23 protein-coding genes and 1 other annotated feature are annotated in these 20,579 nt (G+C 38.0%); of the genes, 9 read left to right on the forward strand and 14 right to left on the reverse strand.

Features of this window, described 5'->3' with window-relative positions; translation table 11 throughout:
* Positions 1–5: 5 nt before the first annotated feature.
* Positions 6–1,100 carry a ribosome biogenesis GTPase YqeH gene (gene yqeH, locus FN924_RS11060; RefSeq protein WP_143894467.1) on the reverse strand — a complete coding sequence of 365 codons (1,095 nt, stop codon included), beginning with the start codon at positions 1,098–1,100 and terminating at the stop codon, positions 6–8.
* 2 nt (positions 1,101–1,102) lie between these two features.
* The gene (locus FN924_RS11065) at positions 1,103–1,618 is read right to left on the reverse strand and encodes a YqeG family HAD IIIA-type phosphatase (protein WP_228409660.1); all 516 of its coding nucleotides are present in this window, start codon (positions 1,616–1,618) and stop codon (positions 1,103–1,105) included.
* A gap of 401 nt (positions 1,619–2,019) precedes the next feature.
* Here FN924_RS11065 and sda point away from each other — a divergent pair, with 401 nt between their 5' ends.
* From sda to FN924_RS19365, 9 genes are all read left to right on the forward strand, one after another.
* Positions 2,020–2,160: a sporulation histidine kinase inhibitor Sda gene (sda, locus tag FN924_RS11070; RefSeq protein WP_143894469.1), complete on the forward strand. Its 141-nt coding sequence runs from the start codon at positions 2,020–2,022 to the stop codon at positions 2,158–2,160.
* 183 nt (positions 2,161–2,343) lie between these two features.
* Entirely contained in the window at positions 2,344–4,677 is a 2,334-nt protein-coding gene (locus FN924_RS11075; RefSeq protein ID WP_143894470.1) for a Na+/H+ antiporter subunit A, read from the forward strand.
* A complete protein-coding gene (locus FN924_RS11080) occupies positions 4,677–5,018 on the forward strand; it encodes a Na(+)/H(+) antiporter subunit C (protein ID WP_143894471.1) in 342 nt (113 codons plus the stop codon). The genes FN924_RS11075 and FN924_RS11080 overlap by 1 nt, the downstream gene beginning before the upstream one ends.
* The gene (locus FN924_RS11085; protein ID WP_143894472.1) at positions 5,011–6,498 is read left to right on the forward strand and encodes a Na+/H+ antiporter subunit D; all 1,488 of its coding nucleotides are present in this window, start codon (positions 5,011–5,013) and stop codon (positions 6,496–6,498) included. Before FN924_RS11080 ends, FN924_RS11085 begins: the two co-directional genes overlap by 8 nt.
* Positions 6,499–6,510: 12 nt before the next feature.
* Positions 6,511–6,975 carry a Na+/H+ antiporter subunit E gene (locus tag FN924_RS11090; protein WP_228409661.1) on the forward strand — a complete coding sequence of 155 codons (465 nt, stop codon included), beginning with the start codon at positions 6,511–6,513 and terminating at the stop codon, positions 6,973–6,975.
* A 49-nt stretch (positions 6,976–7,024) separates the two neighbouring features.
* Positions 7,025–7,285 (forward strand): monovalent cation/H+ antiporter complex subunit F, encoded by a 261-nt coding sequence (locus FN924_RS11095; protein WP_407691989.1) that lies wholly within the window; start codon positions 7,025–7,027, stop codon positions 7,283–7,285.
* Complete coding sequence (mnhG, locus tag FN924_RS11100; protein WP_143894474.1) at positions 7,266–7,643, forward strand: monovalent cation/H(+) antiporter subunit G; 378 nt, start codon at positions 7,266–7,268, stop codon at positions 7,641–7,643. The genes FN924_RS11095 and mnhG overlap by 20 nt, the downstream gene beginning before the upstream one ends.
* A gap of 133 nt (positions 7,644–7,776) precedes the next feature.
* Positions 7,777–8,487 carry an RNA polymerase sporulation sigma factor SigK gene (gene sigK, locus FN924_RS11105; protein WP_143894475.1) on the forward strand — a complete coding sequence of 237 codons (711 nt, stop codon included), beginning with the start codon at positions 7,777–7,779 and terminating at the stop codon, positions 8,485–8,487.
* Positions 8,488–8,568: 81 nt separating this feature from the next.
* Positions 8,569–8,868 carry a hypothetical protein gene (locus FN924_RS19365; protein WP_228409429.1) on the forward strand — a complete coding sequence of 100 codons (300 nt, stop codon included), beginning with the start codon at positions 8,569–8,571 and terminating at the stop codon, positions 8,866–8,868.
* A gap of 140 nt (positions 8,869–9,008) precedes the next feature.
* Here FN924_RS19365 and FN924_RS11115 read toward each other — a convergent pair whose 3' ends face one another.
* The 12 genes from FN924_RS11115 to alaS form a co-directional block, all read right to left on the reverse strand.
* Positions 9,009–9,254 carry a YrhC family protein gene (locus FN924_RS11115; protein ID WP_143894476.1) on the reverse strand — a complete coding sequence of 82 codons (246 nt, stop codon included), beginning with the start codon at positions 9,252–9,254 and terminating at the stop codon, positions 9,009–9,011.
* Between the two features lie 74 nt (positions 9,255–9,328).
* Positions 9,329–10,024 carry a 5'-methylthioadenosine/S-adenosylhomocysteine nucleosidase gene (mtnN, locus tag FN924_RS11120; RefSeq protein WP_143894477.1) on the reverse strand — a complete coding sequence of 232 codons (696 nt, stop codon included), beginning with the start codon at positions 10,022–10,024 and terminating at the stop codon, positions 9,329–9,331.
* A 20-nt stretch (positions 10,025–10,044) separates the two neighbouring features.
* The gene (locus FN924_RS11125) at positions 10,045–10,731 is read right to left on the reverse strand and encodes a YrrS family protein (protein WP_143894478.1); all 687 of its coding nucleotides are present in this window, start codon (positions 10,729–10,731) and stop codon (positions 10,045–10,047) included.
* Positions 10,732–11,289: 558 nt separating this feature from the next.
* A complete protein-coding gene (locus FN924_RS11130) occupies positions 11,290–13,017 on the reverse strand; it encodes a penicillin-binding transpeptidase domain-containing protein (RefSeq protein ID WP_143894479.1) in 1,728 nt (575 codons plus the stop codon).
* A 132-nt stretch (positions 13,018–13,149) separates the two neighbouring features.
* Positions 13,150–13,626, reverse strand: a complete 477-nt coding sequence (gene greA / locus FN924_RS11135) for a transcription elongation factor GreA (protein WP_143894481.1) — start codon at positions 13,624–13,626, stop codon at positions 13,150–13,152.
* A 193-nt stretch (positions 13,627–13,819) separates the two neighbouring features.
* Complete coding sequence (gene udk, locus FN924_RS11140; protein WP_143894483.1) at positions 13,820–14,455, reverse strand: uridine kinase; 636 nt, start codon at positions 14,453–14,455, stop codon at positions 13,820–13,822.
* A 22-nt stretch (positions 14,456–14,477) separates the two neighbouring features.
* Positions 14,478–15,125 (reverse strand): O-methyltransferase, encoded by a 648-nt coding sequence (locus FN924_RS11145; RefSeq protein WP_143894486.1) that lies wholly within the window; start codon positions 15,123–15,125, stop codon positions 14,478–14,480.
* A gap of 70 nt (positions 15,126–15,195) precedes the next feature.
* The gene (mltG, locus tag FN924_RS11150) at positions 15,196–16,314 is read right to left on the reverse strand and encodes an endolytic transglycosylase MltG (RefSeq protein ID WP_143894487.1); all 1,119 of its coding nucleotides are present in this window, start codon (positions 16,312–16,314) and stop codon (positions 15,196–15,198) included.
* Positions 16,315–16,508: 194 nt separating this feature from the next.
* Entirely contained in the window at positions 16,509–16,793 is a 285-nt protein-coding gene (locus FN924_RS11155) for a DUF1292 domain-containing protein (RefSeq protein ID WP_143894489.1), read from the reverse strand.
* Positions 16,794–16,812: 19 nt separating this feature from the next.
* Positions 16,813–17,229 (reverse strand): Holliday junction resolvase RuvX, encoded by a 417-nt coding sequence (gene ruvX, locus FN924_RS11160; RefSeq protein ID WP_143894491.1) that lies wholly within the window; start codon positions 17,227–17,229, stop codon positions 16,813–16,815.
* Between the two features lies 1 nt (position 17,230).
* Positions 17,231–17,497 (reverse strand): IreB family regulatory phosphoprotein, encoded by a 267-nt coding sequence (locus FN924_RS11165; protein ID WP_143894493.1) that lies wholly within the window; start codon positions 17,495–17,497, stop codon positions 17,231–17,233.
* 90 nt (positions 17,498–17,587) lie between these two features.
* Positions 17,588–20,236 (reverse strand): alanine--tRNA ligase, encoded by a 2,649-nt coding sequence (gene alaS, locus FN924_RS11170; protein WP_143894495.1) that lies wholly within the window; start codon positions 20,234–20,236, stop codon positions 17,588–17,590.
* A gap of 101 nt (positions 20,237–20,337) precedes the next feature.
* Positions 20,338–20,547, reverse strand: a binding site (T-box leader).
* Between the last annotated feature and the right edge of the window lie 32 nt (positions 20,548–20,579).

Below are 20,579 nucleotides of genomic sequence, written 5' to 3' on the forward strand. Positions count from 1 at the left end.
CCCTCCTAAATCAATGCCTCCCGAATAGAAACTGTAACTCCCTTCGGGCTATGAGCTGTGATAGTAACTCCAGGGGGAACTGTCACCCATCCCAATCCTGGAAAAACGATATCTGTTTTTTCCTTTATTTTAAATGATTGTGCCTGCAAAGGTGGTAACATCGACTTTGTAGTTTCGTCTGGTGGGTGAAGCACTTCTCCTAGCTGTCTTTCATAAAGAGCATCCGCATTTTCTAGCTTTGTCCGATGAATCGGTAATCCATTTGAAAAATAACAAATAAAGGAACAACGATCCCCTTTTTCAAAATCTATCCGTGCAAGTCCACCAAAGTACAAGGTTTGTTTATCGTTCAACTGGTAGACTCTAGGCTTCACCTCTTTTGTTGGTGTAATTACTTTTAAATCTGCTTCAGATACGTAATGAGATATCTGAGCACGGTTAATAACACCAGGAGTATCATATAATGACGTTTGCTCATCTAATGGAATATCGATAAACCCTAGGGTGGTTCCCGGGAAATAAGAAGTCGTAATGGCATCCTTTACTCTTGTAGTTTGATTAATCAAACGATTAATGAACGTTGACTTCCCAACATTTGTACTCCCTACTACATAGACATCTTTCCCGTTTCGATATGTCTCAACCTCCGAAATTAAACGATCCATTCCACTGCCTTTAATAGAAGAGATTAAAAACACATTCTCAACTTCTAATCCTAACTCATTTGCAGAACGCTTCATCCACATCTTTAACTTATGAAGGTTCGTCGACTTTGGTAAAAGGTCGACCTTGTTTCCTATTAATAAAATGGGATTGTGACCTGTGAGTCTTTTTAAGCTCGGAATGATACTTCCACTAAAATCAAAAATATCCACGATATTCAAGATTAACCCTTCAGCATTTCGGATTTGGCTAATCATTTCTAAAAAGTCATCATCTGTATAGGAAACATCATGTATTTCATTATAATGCTTTAACCGAAAGCATCGTTTACAAATAACTACTTCTTTATTTAAAGCAGAAGCTGGTACGTATCCAGGCACTGTTTCATCCTCAGACTGCACCTCCACTCCACATCCTTGACAAATAATAGGCTCCACTTCTATTCCTCCCAACTAATCATTCCCTTTCTTCTCATCCAGCTCAAGATTCGACGTTCAATTTGTCGGTTTATTTTTGTGATCTTACCATCGGTTTGTACAATCGGGACTACTAGGATAGTGTAAAAACCTGCACTATTCCCACCCAACACGTCTGTAAGAAGTTGATCCCCGATGACGACGACATCCTCTCTGTTTAACCCCATGCTTTGTGTAGCTCGTTTAAACGCTCTTCCTAACGGCTTCCTAGCACTAAATACAAAAGGAGTATTTAATGGTTCAGAAAATAATTTTACTCTTTCTTCCTTATTATTAGAGATTATCGTTATTTTAATATTATTTTCTTCCATTGACTTAAACCAGTCTATGATCTCTGGTGTTGCATCAGCAACATCCCACGCTACCAACGTATTATCTAAATCTGTAATAATGCCTTTAATTGCTTTTGCTTTTAAATCCTCTGGTTTTATATCAAACACGCTTTTCACATGTTCATTAGGTAAAAACCTTCTTAACAACCTATTCACCTCATTTACCTTATCACGAGCTTCTAACTCCTTACTCATGATATACAATTTCTTGTATTGTTTCAAAACAAATCTAGAAAATTTTTGTATAACCTACTATTCTTATGAAAAAAATCCAACTTTTTTCGAAAAAGTCTTCGACAAATTTCGATGGTGTGATTTCTGTGGATAACTTTATTCACAATTTCCCCTATGATACATCAAATCTAAGACAAGTTATTCCTATTTTAATCACAAGTTATATACAGCTTTCTGTAGATAACTCACCGCTTGTCCGACCTCTCGTTTCGTGGTAAAGTATTAATATCTTGAAAGGGAGAGAGGTAAGACCTCTTCTCGAAACCTTTTCATACTCGATTTGCAAAGGGACTTCCATTATAGGAGGCAACGATATGGAAAACTTATCAGACAAATTATTAATTGAATCTTATTACAAAGCCACTGAACTAGATTTAAGTACTGAATTTATTACATTAATTGAGCAAGAGATTAAAAAGAGATCCTTGCTACATGAAATTGAATACTCCCGATAATAGACGAAACGTCTATAATTGACGAAGCTCTTGCCGTTTGATTGGCAAGGGCTTTTTATTTAGGCTATGATAGAGATGTACTTTGGTTGAATAATCAATACTTTCATCATAAAATGAATGGAGATATGTGAGCATCGCCTTAACTAACCAAGATTATGACCTACGTAAGGAGGAGTAGAACGAATGTTATTGATCGTATTATTACCACTTATATTTGCTTTGTTTATTCCTATTATGAATAAACGAAAAGAACAAATACATATTGGATATTTTGTAATATGGATTCCCATTGTTATATTTATTTTCTTTGCAAGATACTTGGGAGCTGACTTTGAACCGATTAAACAGCATTTTAACTGGATTCCCTCTTTACATATTTCCTTTGACTTTTATCTGGACGGTTTAAGCTTATTATTTGTCTTATTAATCAGTGGTATAGGAGCGCTAGTAACCCTATATTCCATCTTCTACTTAGATAAATCAGAAAAGCTTGCCCACTTTTACATTTATCTCTTAATGTTTATGTCTGCCATGCTGGGGGTTGTTTTATCGGATAATGTTTTTGTCCTATACACATTTTGGGAATTGACCTCCATTTCCTCTTTTTTACTAATTGGATATTGGAATTATAAAAAAGAATCCAGATATGGGGCTCTAAAATCAATGCTTATTACCGTGTTTGGTGGATTAAGTATGTTAGGTGGTTTCATTCTACTATCTAATATTACAGGCACAACGAGTATCCAAGGTATTCTATCCGAGAGTGATGTTATTTTAAATCATACATACCTACCTCTCATTTTAGGATTTGTTATTTTAGGTGCATTCACAAAATCCGCACAGTTCCCATTTCACATTTGGCTTCCTGATGCTATGGAAGCCCCAACTCCTGTAAGTGCATACTTACACTCAGCCACTATGGTGAAAGCTGGTATATATCTAATTGCACGAATGTCACCACTTTTCCACGGATATGATTGGTTTTTCATTGTTGTTGCAGGAATTGGAATTCTTACACTATGCTGGGCTTCATTCCTAGCAGTTAGACAAACAGATTTAAAAGGTATTTTAGCCTACTCGACCATAAGTCAACTAGGCATGATTATGACAATGCTCGGGATTGGGACAGAAATTGCCGTTTTTGCAGCAATGTTCCATATTTTAAACCATGCCACCTTTAAAGGAAGCTTGTTTATGGTAGCAGGTATTATTGATCACGAAACAGGAACTAGGGATATCCGCAAACTGGGCGGACTAATGACGTTGTTACCTATTTCTGCAACGCTAGCGTTTTTTGGTACGTTCTCTATGGCAGGCGTTCCTCTTCCATTTTTGAATGGATTCTACAGTAAAGAACTGTTTTTCGATGCTACTCTTCATGGGTCAGAATATAGTACAGCTATCGCTAATTTTATTCAACATGCATTGCCGTGGTTAGCTGTCTTCGGAAGTATCTTCACGTTTGTGTATTCCATGTACTTTGTGTTCGGTATTTTTCGTGGAAAAGCCAAGCTGGAACAACTTCCTAGAAAGCCACATGAAGCACCAATCGGAATGTTGATTTCCCCTATTCTCTTGGTTATCGGAGTCATCACGATTGGATTATTCCCTTCTTTGGTAAATGGGACATTGCTTGAACACGCCGCATACGCTGTATCTGGTATTCATGAACCACATAAAATTAAGTTCTGGCATGGGTTTATTCCACCTCTGTATATGTCTCTAGCCGTAGTTGGAATTGGCACATTACTGTTTGTAACTAAGAAAAAATGGGATACTGTATATAAAAAACTATCAGACCGATTCACGTTTAACCGATTATATGACCTGCTCATCGCAAAGACGGAGACAGTCCCAGCTTCTATTACAAAGAGCTATATGACGGGATCTCTTCGACTTTACGCACAATTAATCATTGTAGCCATGTTCATCGTAAGTATTTTTACACTCGTCACGAGTGATGGATTTGCATTTTTAGAAGCTGATCCATCTGAAATCAAAATTTCGGAACTATTAGTTGCTATCATGATGATTGTAGCTGCGGTTGGTACTATTGTGGCAAGGAATAATGTTGCGGCAATCTTAATATTAGGCGTTGTTGGGTACGGTTTATCCATTCTATTTGTTATTTATCGAGCACCGGATTTAGCGTTAACCCAATTAGTCATTGAGACTATCACTGTGGCACTTTTCCTACTCTGTTTCTATCATTTACCAAAAATGAAACCGAAACAGGATACGGTACGTACAAAACTGATAAATGCAGCTATTTCCATCGGATTTGGAACTTTATTAACCCTTGTTGCTATTTCTGCTCATAGTAGCAAATGGTTCCCAAGCATTTCGGAGTATTTCATTGAAACCTCCCATACTTTAGGTGGTGGAGATAACGTCGTGAATGTCATCCTAGTGGATATGCGTGGATTAGATACTTTGTTTGAAATCACGGTGTTAGGAATTGCAGCACTAGGAATCTATAGCTTAATCAAAATTCGTAAAAACAAGGAGGTGGACTGATGGAAATCATTATGTCCATCCTTGCAGGTATTTTGTTTACAACAGGGATATACAATCTTTTACAAAAACAGTTGATTCGAATCATTATAGGTACTGGCTTGCTCTCCCACGGTGCTCACTTATTTATTTTAACAATGGGTGGGCTTACGGATGGTAAGCCACCTATTTTGACGGATCACGATAGCCATAACTATGTGGATCCTTTGCCACAAGCTCTCATTCTAACATCCATCGTAATTAGTTTTGGGGTGACGAGTCTTTTATTAGTACTCGCTTATCGAGCTGCAAAGGAAAATGAAACGGATAATATGGACCAATTGCGAGGGAATGATTATGAGTAACTTAGCTATAATGCCAATCTTAATTCCGATGATTTCTGGGATATTTTTGGCCTTTTTCAACAAAAATATAAAGCTCTCCCGATTGCTTGCAAAAGCTTTAACAATCGGAAATCTTGTGTATGTCAGCTATCTTTTTTATCGAGTCAGTCAAGAAGGCTCTATTATTCTTGAAACTGGGGATTGGGCAGCACCGTACGGAATTGTTATTGTAGCCGATTTGTTGTCCACCCTACTTGTGCTCACAACTAACATCATTGCGCTTGCAGCTGTATGGTATGCTCCTTACTCATTAAATACTAAACAAGAGACACACTATTTTTACACTTTTTATTTTTTACTTATTACCGGGGTTTCAGGAGCCTTCTTAACCGGAGACTTATTCAACCTGTTTGTATTTTTTGAAGTATTGCTAATGGCTTCCTACGCTTTAATTGTTTTGGGTGGAGAAAAGGTACAGTTACGTGAATCGATCAAATATGTATTGATTAACTTATTTTCTTCTATCTTATTCGTTACAACAGTCGCTTTTTTATATTCTGTAGTTGGGACTGTTAACATGGCACACATTGCGGAACGGGTTGCAGAGGTGGATCAACGCGGTATTCTTACCACGATTAGTATTTTGCTATTTTTCGTTTTTGGTACGAAAGCTGCCTTATTCCCATTATTCTATTGGTTGCCAAGACCATATTCCGCTCCAAATTCAGTTGTTTCCGCACTATTCGGTGCGTTACTGACAAAGGTTGGAGTCTACTCCATTCTACGAGTGTTTACACTGATGTTTCCTCAACAAGAAACGAATACACATGAATTGTTTTTATGGATTGCGGGATTAACGTTAATTTTCGGGGTAATTGGGGCACTTTCCACTACGAATATCAAGTTAATTATCGCTTACAATGTCATTCCTGCTGTTGGCTTTATGATGTTAGGAATTGGCATTAACACGGAAACTGCCATAAGTGGAACTGTATATTATCTCGTACACGATATGATTATAAAAGGTGCGTTGTTCTTACTGGTTGGTGCAGTTGTGATTCTAACTGGAACTGCAAATATGAAGAAAATGAGTGGACTAATCCATCACTATCCACTTCTCGGTTGGTTGCTATTCTTAGCAGCATTTGTCCTCGCTGGTGTGCCACCGTTTAGTGGATTTATAGGAAAGCTATTATTATTACAAGCTAGCTTTAGTGCCGATCAGATTGCTCTCTCCATCATTGGGTTAGGGTGCAGCTTACTCATTCTTTTGTCTATCCTTCGTATTTTCATTCAAGTATTCTGGGGGGAAAAGGACGAATCGCTAAAGCCAAATAAAAAATTGGCGCGACAATTATCAATTCCCATTTCATTTTTGCTCTTCTTTTCAGTAGCACTTGGTCTCGGAGCTGAATTCTTTTATCCAACTGTTGAAAAGATTTCCAATTACTTAATGCATCCTGAACAATATATTGAATCTGTTCTAAGGGGGAATCCGTAATGGCTTTTCAAAATTGTCTTAAACATCATCATTGCGATTATGTGGATGTTTTTACAAGAAAGCTACACCTTCCCTACTTTTCTATTTGGCTACTTTATCGGGATATTGTTGTTACTCGTCTTGCAGCGATTTATTCCAGACGCGTTTTATTTACGAAGAGCAATCAACATTTTAAAGCTAGTAAAATTATTTATTAAAGAATTGTTGCTCTCAAATATCGAAATCGTAAAGCTCGTCTACAAGCCGAAATTAAATGTAGAACCTGGTATCTTTACATTGCCAACAGTCTTAAAGTCAGATTGGGAAATTACCCTACTGGCGAACCTTATTACGTTAACACCCGGTACCCTATCCGTAGCCGTATCGGATGATAATTCAGAGATTTTTATCCATGCGATGGAGCTAGATGATATAGAAGAATCCATCAAATCGATTAAAGAGACCTTTGAAAAGGCAATTATGGAGGTGACAAGATGAGTAGTATCACTGATTTCACACAGTATTTAATTCAAATCGTTACAATTGCTTGTTTTGTCATTACATCGATTTCATTGATTATATATTACTAATTCGGGCGATCGTTGGACCAACTAACCCCGATCGTGCTGTTGCCTTAGATGCAATTGGAATAAATTTAATGGCAATGGCTGGGTTGTTAGCGGTCATGTTACTGACCACTAAGTTTAACGATGTTATCTTGCTTATTGGAATCCTATTATTCATCGGAACCATTGCGATTGCCAAATACTTAGAAAAGGGTGTTATCATTGATAGAGACGTGGATTAAGGTCCTATTTGATCTAATCATTATCATCTGTTTGGTTTCTGGTACCTTTTTTATATTTTCTAGTTCGATTGGGGTCTTACGCTTTCCAGATGTTTATACAAGACTCCATGCGGCGACAAAGGCTTCTACTCTAGGTATCGCAGGAATAATGATTGGAGCGTTTATCTTTTTATATTTTGAGCATGGAATTGTAAGCGGAAAGTTAATTTTAGGCTTACTTTTCGTTTTACTAACAGCACCAGTCTCTGGTCATATGATTTCAAGAGCAGCCCATGAAAGCGGAGTTAAACCTTGGTTCAACAACAAAGAACAAGACGCCTATTCGACATATAAAGAGAAAACAGAACAGGAAGGCTAATAATTCGAGACATTCTTGATTAGAATGTCTCTTTTTTTATGGCTGAAGTTTTTACTGGACAGGCACAATTATGCCCTTGCTTACATAAAGTTAGTATATAGGCTCTAGCCCAAACAGTAGGAGGTGCATGTGCTTGTCTAGCATTCTAAGCGCACTAGCTTTTCTAATGAAGGAAGCGTTATTCTTCGTATCATATGTGAAAAATCATGCTTTCCCTCAACCTCTCCCCCCAGATGAAGAGGCAAAATACATCGAGCAAATGCAAGAAGGTGACGAAAATGCTAGAAATATGCTAATCGAGCATAACCTAAGACTCGTTGCGCACATAGTGAAAAAGTTTGAAAATACCGGTGAGGATACCGAAGATCTCATATCTATCGGGACCATTGGATTAATAAAGGGGATTGAGAGTTTTTCAAGTGGAAAAGGGACGAAACTCGCAACCTATGCGGCTCGTTGTATTGAGAATGAAATTCTGATGCATTTACGAGCCCTAAAAAAAACAAAAAAAGATGTGTCCCTTCATGATCCAATCGGGCAAGATAAGGAAGGAAATGAGATTAGTTTAATTGATATTTTACAGTCTGAAAACGAAGATGTCATTGAGTACATCCAATTAAATATGGAAGTTGAGAAAATTAGAGAGTATTTAGATATTCTTGACAAGCGCGAGAAGGAAGTAATCATATGTCGCTACGGGTTAAATAACGAAGAAGATTTAACACAGCGTGAAATCGCCAAAAAATTAAAGATATCTAGGAGCTATGTTTCTAGAATTGAAAAAAGAGCCTTAATGAAAGTGTTCCATGAATACTATCGAAAAGAAAAATTGAATGATCAATAATTAAGCCATTCACCTATACGCGAATTGGGATTTTATCATACGATATATCATATCCCATATTCGTTAAAGGTAGGTGATACTATGGCATATGGGGGATTTTCACCTTATTTTCAACCCATGTACGGAGAGTTTAATGACGAGATTGTAGAATATGAAACACCCGATTTTAGTTATGGTTCCGGCCCATCTATAGGATTTGGAGAACCGGTAGGATATGGTTATCCTAGTTATGGCTATGATTACGGTTACGGAGCTGGCCTTGGTGGAGTACCTGGGTATGGCTATGGGTACGGTAGTAACAATGGAAATGGATTTTTCATTGTGGCTATTATACTCTTGCTCATCATCGGTGGTGGATATTACTATTTTAATTATTTGTAAGAGGATACTAGGGCTTAGTTGCCCTTCTCATACGTTAGGAAAGGCGAGGCAAAGCCTTAGGTGGAACGTTTAGGAATACTAGTCCTATAACCGGTATCCACGTTTTTAAATAAACCTCTATTTCAAATTGAAATAGAGGTTTATTTTATCCCTTCATCCTCTTGAATACGAGTCATCCATTTTTTGAGTAGGCCAGCAAATACACCTGCTACAAATAGACTTGTCAGCATCAAAAAGACTAGGAAAATAGCTTTATCTAAATTCGGTTCTAAATACGTATTAATCAACATTCCAATGTAAAAATAGCTACTTACAATCAATAATGTAATTAAGAATCTACTATAATCTTCGATTTTTGCTTTAAGAAGTTTTCGATTTTCCTCCATGATGTCGTCCCCTCCCCTTCCAAAATCATACCATAAAAGTGAAAGGTTTTAGGATGTAAATCATGGAAACGTAATTACGATACCTTCTCCACCATATTCATAATTAAATTGGCTGCATTTGTAGCTGCTGTGTCTAAAAACGCATCAAAAGACACCGAGGATTCTTTTCCTGCAATATCCGATAATGCACGTACAATGACAAACGGAGTCCCGTATTTATAACAAACCTGTGCAATAGCTGCTGCTTCCATTTCTGCCGCGATCATTTCAGGGAACTTATTCCGAACGAATCTAATTCGCTCTTCATCTTGCATAAACGAATCACCAGTTGCAATAATTCCTTTTACTGCTTGAATGGAGTCTAATTCCGCAGCTGCTTTCAACGCGATATCCACTAATTTGGGATCCGCTTCATATTTTGCGGGCATTCCGGGAACTTGTCCATATTCATAATCAAACGCTGTTACATCGACGTCGTGATGTGTTACAGAGGAAGAAATTACTAAGTCTCCCACTTTTAATTGTGGAGCAAATCCTCCAGCTGAACCTGTATTAATCACGATGCTCGGGTTATAACGTTCTTGTAAAATTGTTGTGGCCACTGCTGCATTCACTTTTCCTATGCCCGATTGTAACACTACGACATCTTTTCCTCTCAACTGCCCCGTAATAAAGGTACTTCCTGCTATTGTTTCTGTTTGATTGTTGCTCATATTTTTTTGTAGTAATGCTACTTCTTCATCCATTGCTCCAATTATTCCTACTGTCATGATGTTGCCTCCTATTTGCTCTACTCTGTTTGTGCACCCGAGTCGTTGGAAGAATCTTCTTTAAATCGATGTTTTTGATCATTTTCTTTAAGTTGCTCTACAAGTGTTGGCTGCCATCCTTGATGATCCACCCACTTCACGGAAACACGATATATTTCTGTCTCAGAAGGATTGGAAACGGTAGCTTGTACAGATTGATCACCAGATCGTGAAACCCACCACTGTATCATATCGGTCCGACTTAATCCCGTGGCCATACTTACGGCATCCATCATTTCTTTCCAATCCACTGTTCCTTGTTCGAATGTAATAACGTGGTTTCCTTCTTGCTGCGTACCAATGGGTTCCCAATCACCTTGAAATGCTTTTATCACATTTGGGTCATCAGAAGGAACTTCTTCCACCACTGGATCGACTTCTTCCTCGTCACTTGTCTCCACGTCAGTGGTCTTATCTGAATCCGTGTCGGTTGTCGATTCACTTGAATCCAGTGTAGAGTCTTCCATATCTGATGAAACTGATTCTGTTTCAGGTTCCTCCTTGGTATCTTGTGCGGTTTCCTCTTCCCCCCCACCAAAAATGATAAGTCCTATAAGCACAACAAGAAGAATGCTCCCAATACCTATAAGAAAAGAAATTGCTTTCGTATTTTTTCTTCGCTTTTCAAACTTGTCCACTCTTGTGTATGGATTGTATTCGTCTGACATGAAGTCCCTCCTCAGTACCTTAGATCTAATAAGACCTTTAATAGGCTTAAGAAATGCTCTTGTATGATCCCTATTATACTATGATATCAAAAACGAACCAATGATACGTTCGTCCATTCTTTTTTACTATTTTTGTCGAACTACTTCTAGTTTTGGCATATCAGAAGGAGTTACTACATAAGTATCTAATATAACCTATGGAAGAAGCTAAGGAGTGTGTTTAACGTTGTTAAAGGTAACAAAGTTTGATCGAGCATTATGGGGGCAAACTTCATTCGAAGACATAGGATTTGATAAACAAAAGAACCAATTTGTTATTTTCTCTATCTCGATGGCAAGAAGATCAAATTTTTTGATGTGGAAGAACAAATTGTATTAGCCTTTATTGTAGCACAGGACAAGGATTCATTTGTAAGAAATACACTTCTTCCGCACCATCCGTATCAAATAGTAAATGGAAATATCTCAAAATCTTCCTAACTTCCATCTTTTTATCTTATTCCGGATTGAAAACCATCTCTAACAATAGCCCTCATAGTGAGGGCTATTGTTAGAGAATTAGGAGGAATCTCCTCGCAATAAATTAGAGACTATATCTCGATATATATTGTACGTAGTCGAAGCTTCATCAGATTGATATAAATCCACCACAACCATTGCATACTTAGGATTATCCTTCGGAAAATACCCTGCAAACCAATGATGGAATTTATTTTCCATACCTGTTTGGGCAGTTCCAGATTTTCCAGCTACTTGTAGCCCTTTAAATGTTTGTCCTGTCCCATTTTCTACAACCTGTTCCATTAATCCTTGTAGTAGTTTTGCAGTCTCAGGTTTTAGTTCATTTTTACGGTTCCGATGCATGGAAAAGTCAAACATCGACGTACCGTTCCTATACAGTATTTTTTGAACAGCCCTCACTTCTTTTTTATTTCCACCATCCGCTACTGTTGCCATCATATTAGCAATAGCCAGTGGCGTTACTCTAACTTCCTTTTGTCCAATAGCCGTTTGAGCAATGGCTCGTTCCACATTTGGATCCTGTTCATTTCCCCATACCTTTCCTGGTTCTTCATCTGGAAATTGTTTAAAGTTTGAAAAATGAAAGACAGTTCCGTTCCACCCAACCGGCTCCAATAATCCTAACTTATCTGCATATGTCTCTAAAATAGTTGGATCCTGTTTGACAAGCTCATTTGCAAGGATAGCAAACGTTCTATTACAACTCTGCGCATAACTCTCTGTAAAAGTTAAGGAGCCCAGCTGTCGATCCGATGGACCATCCCCGTATAAGTTTTGGTTACAGTTAAAGCTACGTGAAACATCTACATTATCTGACTCCAAAGCTGCTGCTGCAGTCACCGTCTTAAATATGGATCCAGGAAAATGAGCCGTTAACATTTGATTTTGTATGGTATTCCCCTTATACGGTTGCTCCATGTCAATAGTCGGTCGGGAAACCATTGCCAAAACATCTCTAGATTCTACATCTAATAAAACTAATCCACCCATTTTCATGTCATACTTATCAATAATCTTTTCACTTAATTTCTGTTTTTCCATATCGAGAGTCGTTTGCACTTTTGTCGGATAGAAAGTATCTGATTCTCCTATATATCGTAGGTTCAGTCCCATCATTGGAGTTCCTTGTGCATCCACATGGTACAATATTTTTTGTTCGTTTTGCGATTGTAAAAACGGATCAAAAGTTGCCTGAAGCCCTGATATTCCAATAGGTTTAGCATCTTTATTATCCTCATATTCTGGATATCTATTATAGTATTCCTCTTTATTATTCCGAACAATTCCTAACAAATGCTGAGCATCCGTTGGGTCTTGAACTACTGTTCTTTCTACTGCTACTATTCCAGGTACTTGTTCCTTTTTAATCTTTTCATATAAGCTATCAGTCACAGTGATCGGAAATAAATCAGTTAAGTAAGAAGGTTTTTTTAATTGCTTGATTTTATTTTGTAATTGCTGGGTTGATACAGGTAATTCATCTAACACAGCGTTGTTGGATAGCTGATCAAGAAAAGGAAATAAAACGATGTCTTTTCGCATCGCTTGATTAAGTGGTTTTTCCTTATTGTCTAGAAAAATACCTCTCCCACTTGATAGATTAATTTCAGAAGTGCGCTGATCAACACTTTCCTCCAGTAAATTCACGTTATCCGGTCCAAAGCTCTCGGTCGATATGAGTTGAATAGATGCTAATCGATACAAGAGTGCTCCAAATCCTAGTAAAAGGAAAAGCGACAAGACGGATACTCGTTTCGTATTCAATTTCTTCCACCCCCATGCTAGCAGTATCTTCAAATAAATGAAAAAATAAACCTGCTCTCATAGCATGAGTTACAACTATTTTAAATCCTAAAAAACAAAAAGCTATCAAGGTTCCCTTGATAGCTTTCCATCTTATTTTACATCAATAATTTTTACCACCATGTCTCCACCGGGAGTTGGTACCGTAACTTCTTCTCCAATTTGGTGCCCTAAGAGGCTTTTTGCAATTGGAGAATCGTTCGAAATTTTCCCTTCAAAAGGATCTGCTTCCGCACTTCCTACAATCGTATAACTTTCTTCGTCGCCATCTGGAAGCTCTTGGAACGTTACCGATTTCCCTAGGGAAACGACGTCCGGGTTGTCATTATCGTTTTCAATAATAACCGCATTTCGAATCATGTTTTCAACTTGAGCGATTCTGGATTCCACAAACGCTTGCTCATCTTTCGCAGCATCATATTCAGAGTTCTCAGATAGATCTCCAAAATCACGAGCTATTTTAATGCGTTCCACTACTTCTTGACGTCGTTCTGTTTTCAAATAATGAAGTTCATTTTCTAACTTTTCTTTACCTTCTTGGGTCATGTAGTAACTTTTTTCTGCTGCCATAAAACCTTACACTCCTTTAATCCAACAATAAATAATTAGTTTATCCGTATAGCATGTAAATCCAGTCATATTTCACCTATTAATTCTACATGCATAAGCCAATATCCTATGTGTTACTTGTATTGTTTAAAACTACTAACAAATACTATGGCAGATTTCCGACTTTTTTTCAACAGTTTTCTAAATATTGTAATTAAATCGCTTTCCTGTTCAGGATAGTTTGAATCTTTGTCGCCATAATATCAATGGCCACATGATTTTGCCCGCCTTCTGGAATGATGATATCCGCATAACGTTTAGTAGGTTCAACAAATTGTAAGTGCATTGGTCTTACTACATTTATATATTGATCAATAACGGAATCAATGGTACGTCCTCTTTCTTTGATGTCACGTAATAAACGACGAATAATGCGTACGTCCGCATCAGTATCCACAAATACTTTGATATCCATCAATTCTAATAAACGTGGGTCTTCCAAGATTAAGATACCTTCTAAGATGATAACATCTTTCGGTTCAACTTCTACTGTCTCATTTGAACGGGTATGTAACGCGTAATCATAAACTGGCTTTTCGATGGATTTATGATTTAATAGATCATTTACGTGTTGTATCAATAAATCATTATCAAAAGCTAAAGGATGATCATAATTCGTCCGTAGTCTCTCTTCAAAAGGTAAATGACTTTGATCTTTATAATAATAATCCTGCTCGATAACTAAGATAGTTTTATCTGCAAATCGTTGACTGATAGATCTCGTAATAGAAGTTTTTCCTGAACCAGTTCCACCGGCAACTCCAATTACTACTGGTTTATGGTTTGACATGCTCTTACTTGCTCCTTTTTCTCTATTCACTTACGTTTTTTCTCACACTAATTGCAACGCCATCTCCAACTGGGATGATGGTTGTCTTGTATCTAGGGTGGTTCACTAAGTACTCATTATACCTTTTAATTTTCTGTGCTATTTTATCCAGCCTTTTATTTTCTCCTGTTTGTTTCGCTACTAGTCCTTTAAATAACACGTTATCAGAAATAACAATTCCTTCTTCTGTTAACAGTTCACTATATTGGTCAAAAAACACTTGGTATTGCCCTTTGGCCGCGTCAATAAATAACAAATCATACGGACCGTTTTCTTTCGCCCTATCTACCGTTTCCAATGCATCACCACGTAATAAGGAAATTCGATTGTCTGTATCTTGAGCGTTAACATACTGCTGAGCAACTTTATATCGTTCCTCATCACGCTCAATCGTTGTAATATGAGATGTAGGATTGGCTTCTAGCATTCGTAACGTAGAATAGCCGATTGCAGTCCCTATCTCCAGTATTTTTTTCGGCTTTTTCAATCGAATTATTTGTTGAAGTAACTCTATACCTAACGGTTCCATAATTGGTACACGATGCTCTCTCGCATATTGCTCCATCTCGAGTACCCACGGTTTTGGATTCTTTATCGTGGATAGGAGATAAGCCTCTATATGCTCATCCATAGTGCCCCTCCTTCCTACTCCATACAGAAAAGCAGGGAAGCGCAACGCCTCATTCCCTGCCTCTATGTTTTTATCTTAAATATTTTTCCGTTAATTCCATATGTTCTTCATAGGTTTCTGAATAGTAGATATTGCCATCATCTGCTGCAATAAAGTACATATAATCTGTATCCGTCGGTTTTAATACAGCTTGCAAAGAATTTTCAGCGAAATTGGATATTGGCCCTACAGGTAACCCAGTCACATAATAGGTGTTATACGGTGATTCTACTTTTAAGTCTTTATGATAGACACGATCTTTATGCTCTCCTAATGCATAAAGAACAGTAGGATCTGTTTGTAGCATCATACCCACATCTAGACGATTATAAAAGACGCCAGCAATTGTTTTTCTCTCTTCTTCTGTTCTTGCTTCATTTTCTACAAGAGAAGCCATTGTTAAGGCTTCATGAACGGTCATATCACGTTCCGAGATAGTATCCAAATATGGTTCTACGACTGCTTGTGTTTTTTTCAACATAGAATGAATGATGGATTCAACACTAGGATCTTCCACATAGAATTCGTAAGTGGCAGCAAATAAATACCCTTCTAAAGGATAACGAATTTCTGGATCTAATATAGTATCCGATAAAATGGATGGATAGCTATCAATTAGCTTCTCAACAAATTTTCTATCATTCACCTTATCCAAAAATTCTTCTTCACTAATATTTGCTTTTTCCGCAAATAATGCTGCCATATCTTCTACTGTTTTTCCTTCTGGAATCGTAACCGTAATTACTGGTTCCTTCAACACTTTTCCAGTTTGAAGCGCATCAATGATTTCATCAAGTTTCATGGATGGTGAAAGTTCGTATTCTCCAGCTTGAAACTCTGTAGCATTGTTGAACTTAATATAGAAACGAAAGATCATACTGTTTTCTATAAGGCCGTTTTCTTCTAATATATTGGCAATTTGCGAAGTAGATGAGCCCATTGGGATTTTAATCGCTACTTTTGTATCATCACTAGGGTCTACAGGCTTTAACGCGGAAGAGACATATAAGTAACCAGATATTCCTGCGATAATTAGAATTCCAGCTAGTACAGTTAACACGATGACAACGATTCTCCTGACCGTTCTAGCTTCCTCTAGCCTTTGTTGGACATTGTCTTTGTGTGTACCGTCTTTTTCAGACGTTGACATAGAGCATCCCCCTTTCATCCGGTCTATTATACTACATAGTTCGTCATAATTTCTATTACATTACCAAAATTTCCATATGCGTAGAACGAAATAACTTTTAACAAGTTAGATCACAAGAAATCCCCTTTAAGGATAGCTTCTGAAAGTAAAAAACGAACCCCTTTTCAACGCTGAAAGGGGTTCGTTACTTAGTTCTAATCCGTTTCTTCGTCTGTCAGTGTGTTAAGCATTTCCTCAACCATTTCCCATTCCTCATCCGATTCAATTTGGAATAAGGATAAATCATCATCATCGGCTGATTTCTCCTCATAACGAAACGCAAATACTTCTACTTCTTCATCATCCTTTTGCTCCATTGGAACAACAGCTATATATGAATATCCCGTTTCGTCTACGTCAAAGGTAAACAGCACTTCAAAAAGATGCTCTTCTCCATTTTCATCTGGAATGATAATTCGTTCCTTTTCTTCTAATGCCAACCTCTACACCTCCTATTTATTAACTGTTAGAATCTAGGTAGCTTTGCAAAATTAAAGCAGCTGCCATTTTGTCGATTACTTTTTTTCTCTTCTTCCGACTCATATCGGCCTCTAACAATATTCGTTCTGCAGCCATCGTCGTTAATCTTTCATCCCACATAACGGTGGACAATGAAAATTGGTCTTCTAAATGCTTCGCATAGGCGAGGGAGGCCTCTCCCCTCTCTCCTATTGTACCGTTCATATTTTTTGGTAAACCTACAACAGCCACTTTTATATCGTACTCTTTAATGATGGTTGCAATTTCTTCATCTGCAGTTGAATAATCAGCTTCGTCCCATTTTATCGTTTTAATTCCTTGGGCAGTCCATCCTAGCTCATCACTAACAGCAACTCCAATTGTCTTCTGCCCAACATCTAATCCCATTTTTTTCATTCTAAGCCTCTCGGTGCTGCTCCAAGTAATGTTTTACTAATACTTCGATTAGCTCGTCCCTTTCAATTCTTCTGATTAAATTTCTAGCATCATTATGACGGGGGATATAAGCAGGGTCTCCTGACAGTAAGTAACCCACAATCTGGTTAATTGGGTTATATCCCTTTTCACGTAGAGCTTCATGGACCGTTAACAGGATATCTTTTACGTTCTCGTCAAACGGTTCTTCTGGAAAGTTAAACTTCATTGTTTTATCCATAGAGTCCATTGAACACACCCCATTTCCTCATATTCCGTAAATTACTAATGAACCTAATTCTATACTAATACATTTAATAGAGATGGACAACTTTCTACATTATCCGTTTGCTTGGACTAATTGAACATATTCCTCCGCATACTGAAGAGCAGAAGGTAATTGTTCTGGGTTTTTCCCACCAGCTTGAGCCATATCTGGACGACCACCACCACCGCCACCGCAACGAGTAGCAGTTTCTTTTATTAAGTTACCAGCATGGTATCCTTTTTCAATTAAATCCTTCGACACCCCTGCTGCAAGTTGGACTTTTCCACTCGAAGCAGAACCTAATAAGATAATACCTGATCCAATTTTTTGTTTTAGCTCATCCACCATGTTTCGTAATTGATTCATCTCTTTAACATCTACTTGTTTGTTTAACACTTTAACGCCATTAATCTCTTTCACTTCGTCCAAAATAGATGCTGCTTCTAGGTTGGACAATTTATGGCTTAATGATTCTCGTTCACGTTGTGTTCCTTTTAATTCTTGGTAGACTCCTTCAATGCGTTCTGGAACCGTCTCTTCATTTGTCTTCAATAGCTGTGCTGCTTTTCTTAATAACTGTTGACGGTTGTTCAGGTACTCGTATGCACCTTTTCCAGTCGTTGCTTCGATCCTCCTAGTACCTGCCCCAATTCCAGACTCCTGTGTGATTTTAAACAAACCGATTTCAGCTGTGTTGTCAACATGACATCCACCACAAAGCTCGAGACTATAATCCCCCATTTGAACAACTCGGACAGTATTTCCATATTTTTCACCAAACAGTGCCATTGCGCCCATGTTTTTCGCTTCCTCAAGAGAATGATAGCTCGTTGTAACCGCAATGCTTTCCCAAATTTTCTCATTCACTATCGCTTCAATTTTCTCTATTTCATCTTCGGTAATAGCACCGAAATGAGAAAAATCAAAGCGAAGACGGTCTGTAGCTACTAACGATCCAGCTTGGTTCACATGTGTTCCGAGCACATCTTTTAAGGCTTGATGTAATAAGTGTGTAGCCGAGTGGTTTTTCTCGATAAAGGAACGAGAAGCAACATCTACAATCGCTTTAACCGCTTCCCCTTTAGTGAGCTTTCCTTCCTTCACGGTAACACGATGAAGATTCTGCCCGTTTGGCGCTTTTTGAACATCTTCTACAAAGCCTTTTCCTGATACGCCGTGAATCCAACCGTGGTCCGCAATTTGCCCTCCGCTTTCTGCATAAAACGGCGTTTGATTTAAGATAATATATATTTCGTCCCCTTCGGAAGCAGCATTTACCAATTGTTTATCCTTTACCATTTCCACTACGTTCGCTTCAGCTTCTAAGGAATCGTAGCCAATAAACGCGCTCTCTACTGTTACCTCTGACAATACACTATCTTGAATTTGCATGGAATCTACTTTTTGCCGGGCTTGTCTCGCACGGTCACGCTGTTTCTTCATTTCTTCTTCAAAGCCATCGTGATCAATTGTAAACCCTGCGTCTTGCGCATATTCCTCTGTTAATTCTTTCGGGAAGCCATACGTATCATACAGACGGAAGACATCTTCACCAGGAATTACGTCTTTACCTTGTTGCTGTTGCTTTTTGATAATATTAGAGAGAATCGTTAATCCTTCGCTTAACGTTTCATGGAATCTCTCTTCTTCTGTTTTAATTACATCTTGAACAAAGTCTTGTTTTTCACTTAATTCTTGATAGAATTTTTCCATAATAGAACTTACAGTAGGAACTAGCTCATACATAAATGGTTTTTCGATTCCGATTAACTTCGCATAACGAACAGCTCTTCTAAGTAATCTTCTAAGAACATATCCACGTCCTTCATTAGAGGGCAGTGCACCATCACTCACAGCAAATGCGACGGTTCGAATATGGTCCGCAATAACCTTGAATGCTTCATCCTTTTCTTTGGACTCCCCATATTTAACAGATGCGATTTGTTCTGTCTTTTGGATAATTGGCATAAATAGGTCTGTTTCGAAATTTGTTGGCGTGTCTTGAATGACGCAAACCATTCTTTCTAATCCCATTCCGGTATCAATATTTTTCTTCGGTAATGGTGTGTACGTATCATCCGGATTATGGTTGAATTGAGAAAATACTAAGTTCCAAATTTCTAAGTATCGTTCATTTTCCCCACCGGGGTATAATTCTGGATCGGAAGGATCATTTCCGTATTTTTCTCCACGATCGTAGAAAATCTCTGTGTTCGGTCCACTTGGTCCTTCCCCGATGTCCCAGAAGTTTTCCTCTAACCGAATAATTCTATGCTCTGGCAAGCCTACAACATCTCTCCACAATTCAAACGCTTCTTCATCCTCTGGGTGAACCGTAACGGAAAGATTCTCCGGATTAAATCCAATCCATTTTTCGCTCGTTAGAAATTCCCAAGCCATTTCAATTGCTTCCCGCTTAAAATAGTCCCCAATGGAAAAGTTACCAAGCATCTCGAAGAACGTATGGTGACGTGCTGTTTTACCAACATTTTCAATGTCATTTGTTCGGATTGCTTTTTGTGCATTCACAATACGTGGATTCTCTGGGATAACCCGGCCGTCAAAGTATTTTTTTAGTGTTGCTACTCCACTGTTAATCCATAACAAAGTCGGGTCCTCTACTGGTACTAGAGACGCACTAGGCTCAATTCGATGCCCATTTTCTTTAAAAAAATCCAAAAACATTTGTCGTACTTGTGCAGAAGTTAATTGTTTCGTCATAATTCCATCTCCTTTTCCTTTTACTCATGCCTAAGTTTTACGCTCCTTACAAAAATCTTTCCCTTTCCTATCAAACAAAAAACTCTCGTCGCTGCTAAATTAGCAGGGACGAGAGTTTTATCGCGGTACCACCCTGATTATGGATCAAATCGTGTATCCATCACCTTATCACTATAACGGCGTGTACCGGCAATCTTTAATCGCACTCCAATCTAGCTTCGGTAGCTCACGCTTTGAAATCCTTTCAGCCTAAGGGATATTCTCTCTTTTAAAGCAGAATTCTACGTACTCATGATTTTCGACGTATTCATTCATATAATTATTGGTGCTATGCGATATTATA

The sequence above is a fragment of the Radiobacillus deserti genome (genome assembly GCF_007301515.1).
Classification (GTDB): Bacteria; Bacillota; Bacilli; order Bacillales; family Amphibacillaceae; genus Radiobacillus; species Radiobacillus deserti.

Excerpts from the sequence above, each read along its gene's own strand:
- sda (WP_143894469.1), top strand. The coding sequence starts at position 2,020 with ATGGAAAACTTATCAGACAAATTATTAATTGAATCTTATTACAAAGCC.
- FN924_RS11075 (WP_143894470.1), top strand. The coding sequence starts at position 2,344 with ATGTTATTGATCGTATTATTACCACTTATATTTGCTTTGTTTATTCCT.
- FN924_RS11080 (WP_143894471.1), top strand. The coding sequence starts at position 4,677 with ATGGAAATCATTATGTCCATCCTTGCAGGTATTTTGTTTACAACAGGG.
- FN924_RS11085 (WP_143894472.1), top strand. The coding sequence starts at position 5,011 with ATGAGTAACTTAGCTATAATGCCAATCTTAATTCCGATGATTTCTGGG.
- FN924_RS19365 (WP_228409429.1), top strand. The coding sequence starts at position 8,569 with ATGGCATATGGGGGATTTTCACCTTATTTTCAACCCATGTACGGAGAG.
- FN924_RS11115 (WP_143894476.1), bottom strand. The coding sequence starts at position 9,254 with ATGGAGGAAAATCGAAAACTTCTTAAAGCAAAAATCGAAGATTATAGT.
- mtnN (WP_143894477.1), bottom strand. The coding sequence starts at position 10,024 with ATGACAGTAGGAATAATTGGAGCAATGGATGAAGAAGTAGCATTACTA.
- FN924_RS11125 (WP_143894478.1), bottom strand. The coding sequence starts at position 10,731 with ATGTCAGACGAATACAATCCATACACAAGAGTGGACAAGTTTGAAAAG.
- greA (WP_143894481.1), bottom strand. The coding sequence starts at position 13,626 with ATGGCAGCAGAAAAAAGTTACTACATGACCCAAGAAGGTAAAGAAAAG.
- udk (WP_143894483.1), bottom strand. The coding sequence starts at position 14,455 with ATGTCAAACCATAAACCAGTAGTAATTGGAGTTGCCGGTGGAACTGGT.
- FN924_RS11145 (WP_143894486.1), bottom strand. The coding sequence starts at position 15,125 with ATGGATGAGCATATAGAGGCTTATCTCCTATCCACGATAAAGAATCCA.
- mltG (WP_143894487.1), bottom strand. The coding sequence starts at position 16,314 with ATGTCAACGTCTGAAAAAGACGGTACACACAAAGACAATGTCCAACAA.
- ruvX (WP_143894491.1), bottom strand. The coding sequence starts at position 17,229 with ATGAAAAAAATGGGATTAGATGTTGGGCAGAAGACAATTGGAGTTGCT.
- FN924_RS11165 (WP_143894493.1), bottom strand. The coding sequence starts at position 17,497 with ATGGACTCTATGGATAAAACAATGAAGTTTAACTTTCCAGAAGAACCG.
- alaS (WP_143894495.1), bottom strand. The coding sequence starts at position 20,236 with ATGACGAAACAATTAACTTCTGCACAAGTACGACAAATGTTTTTGGAT.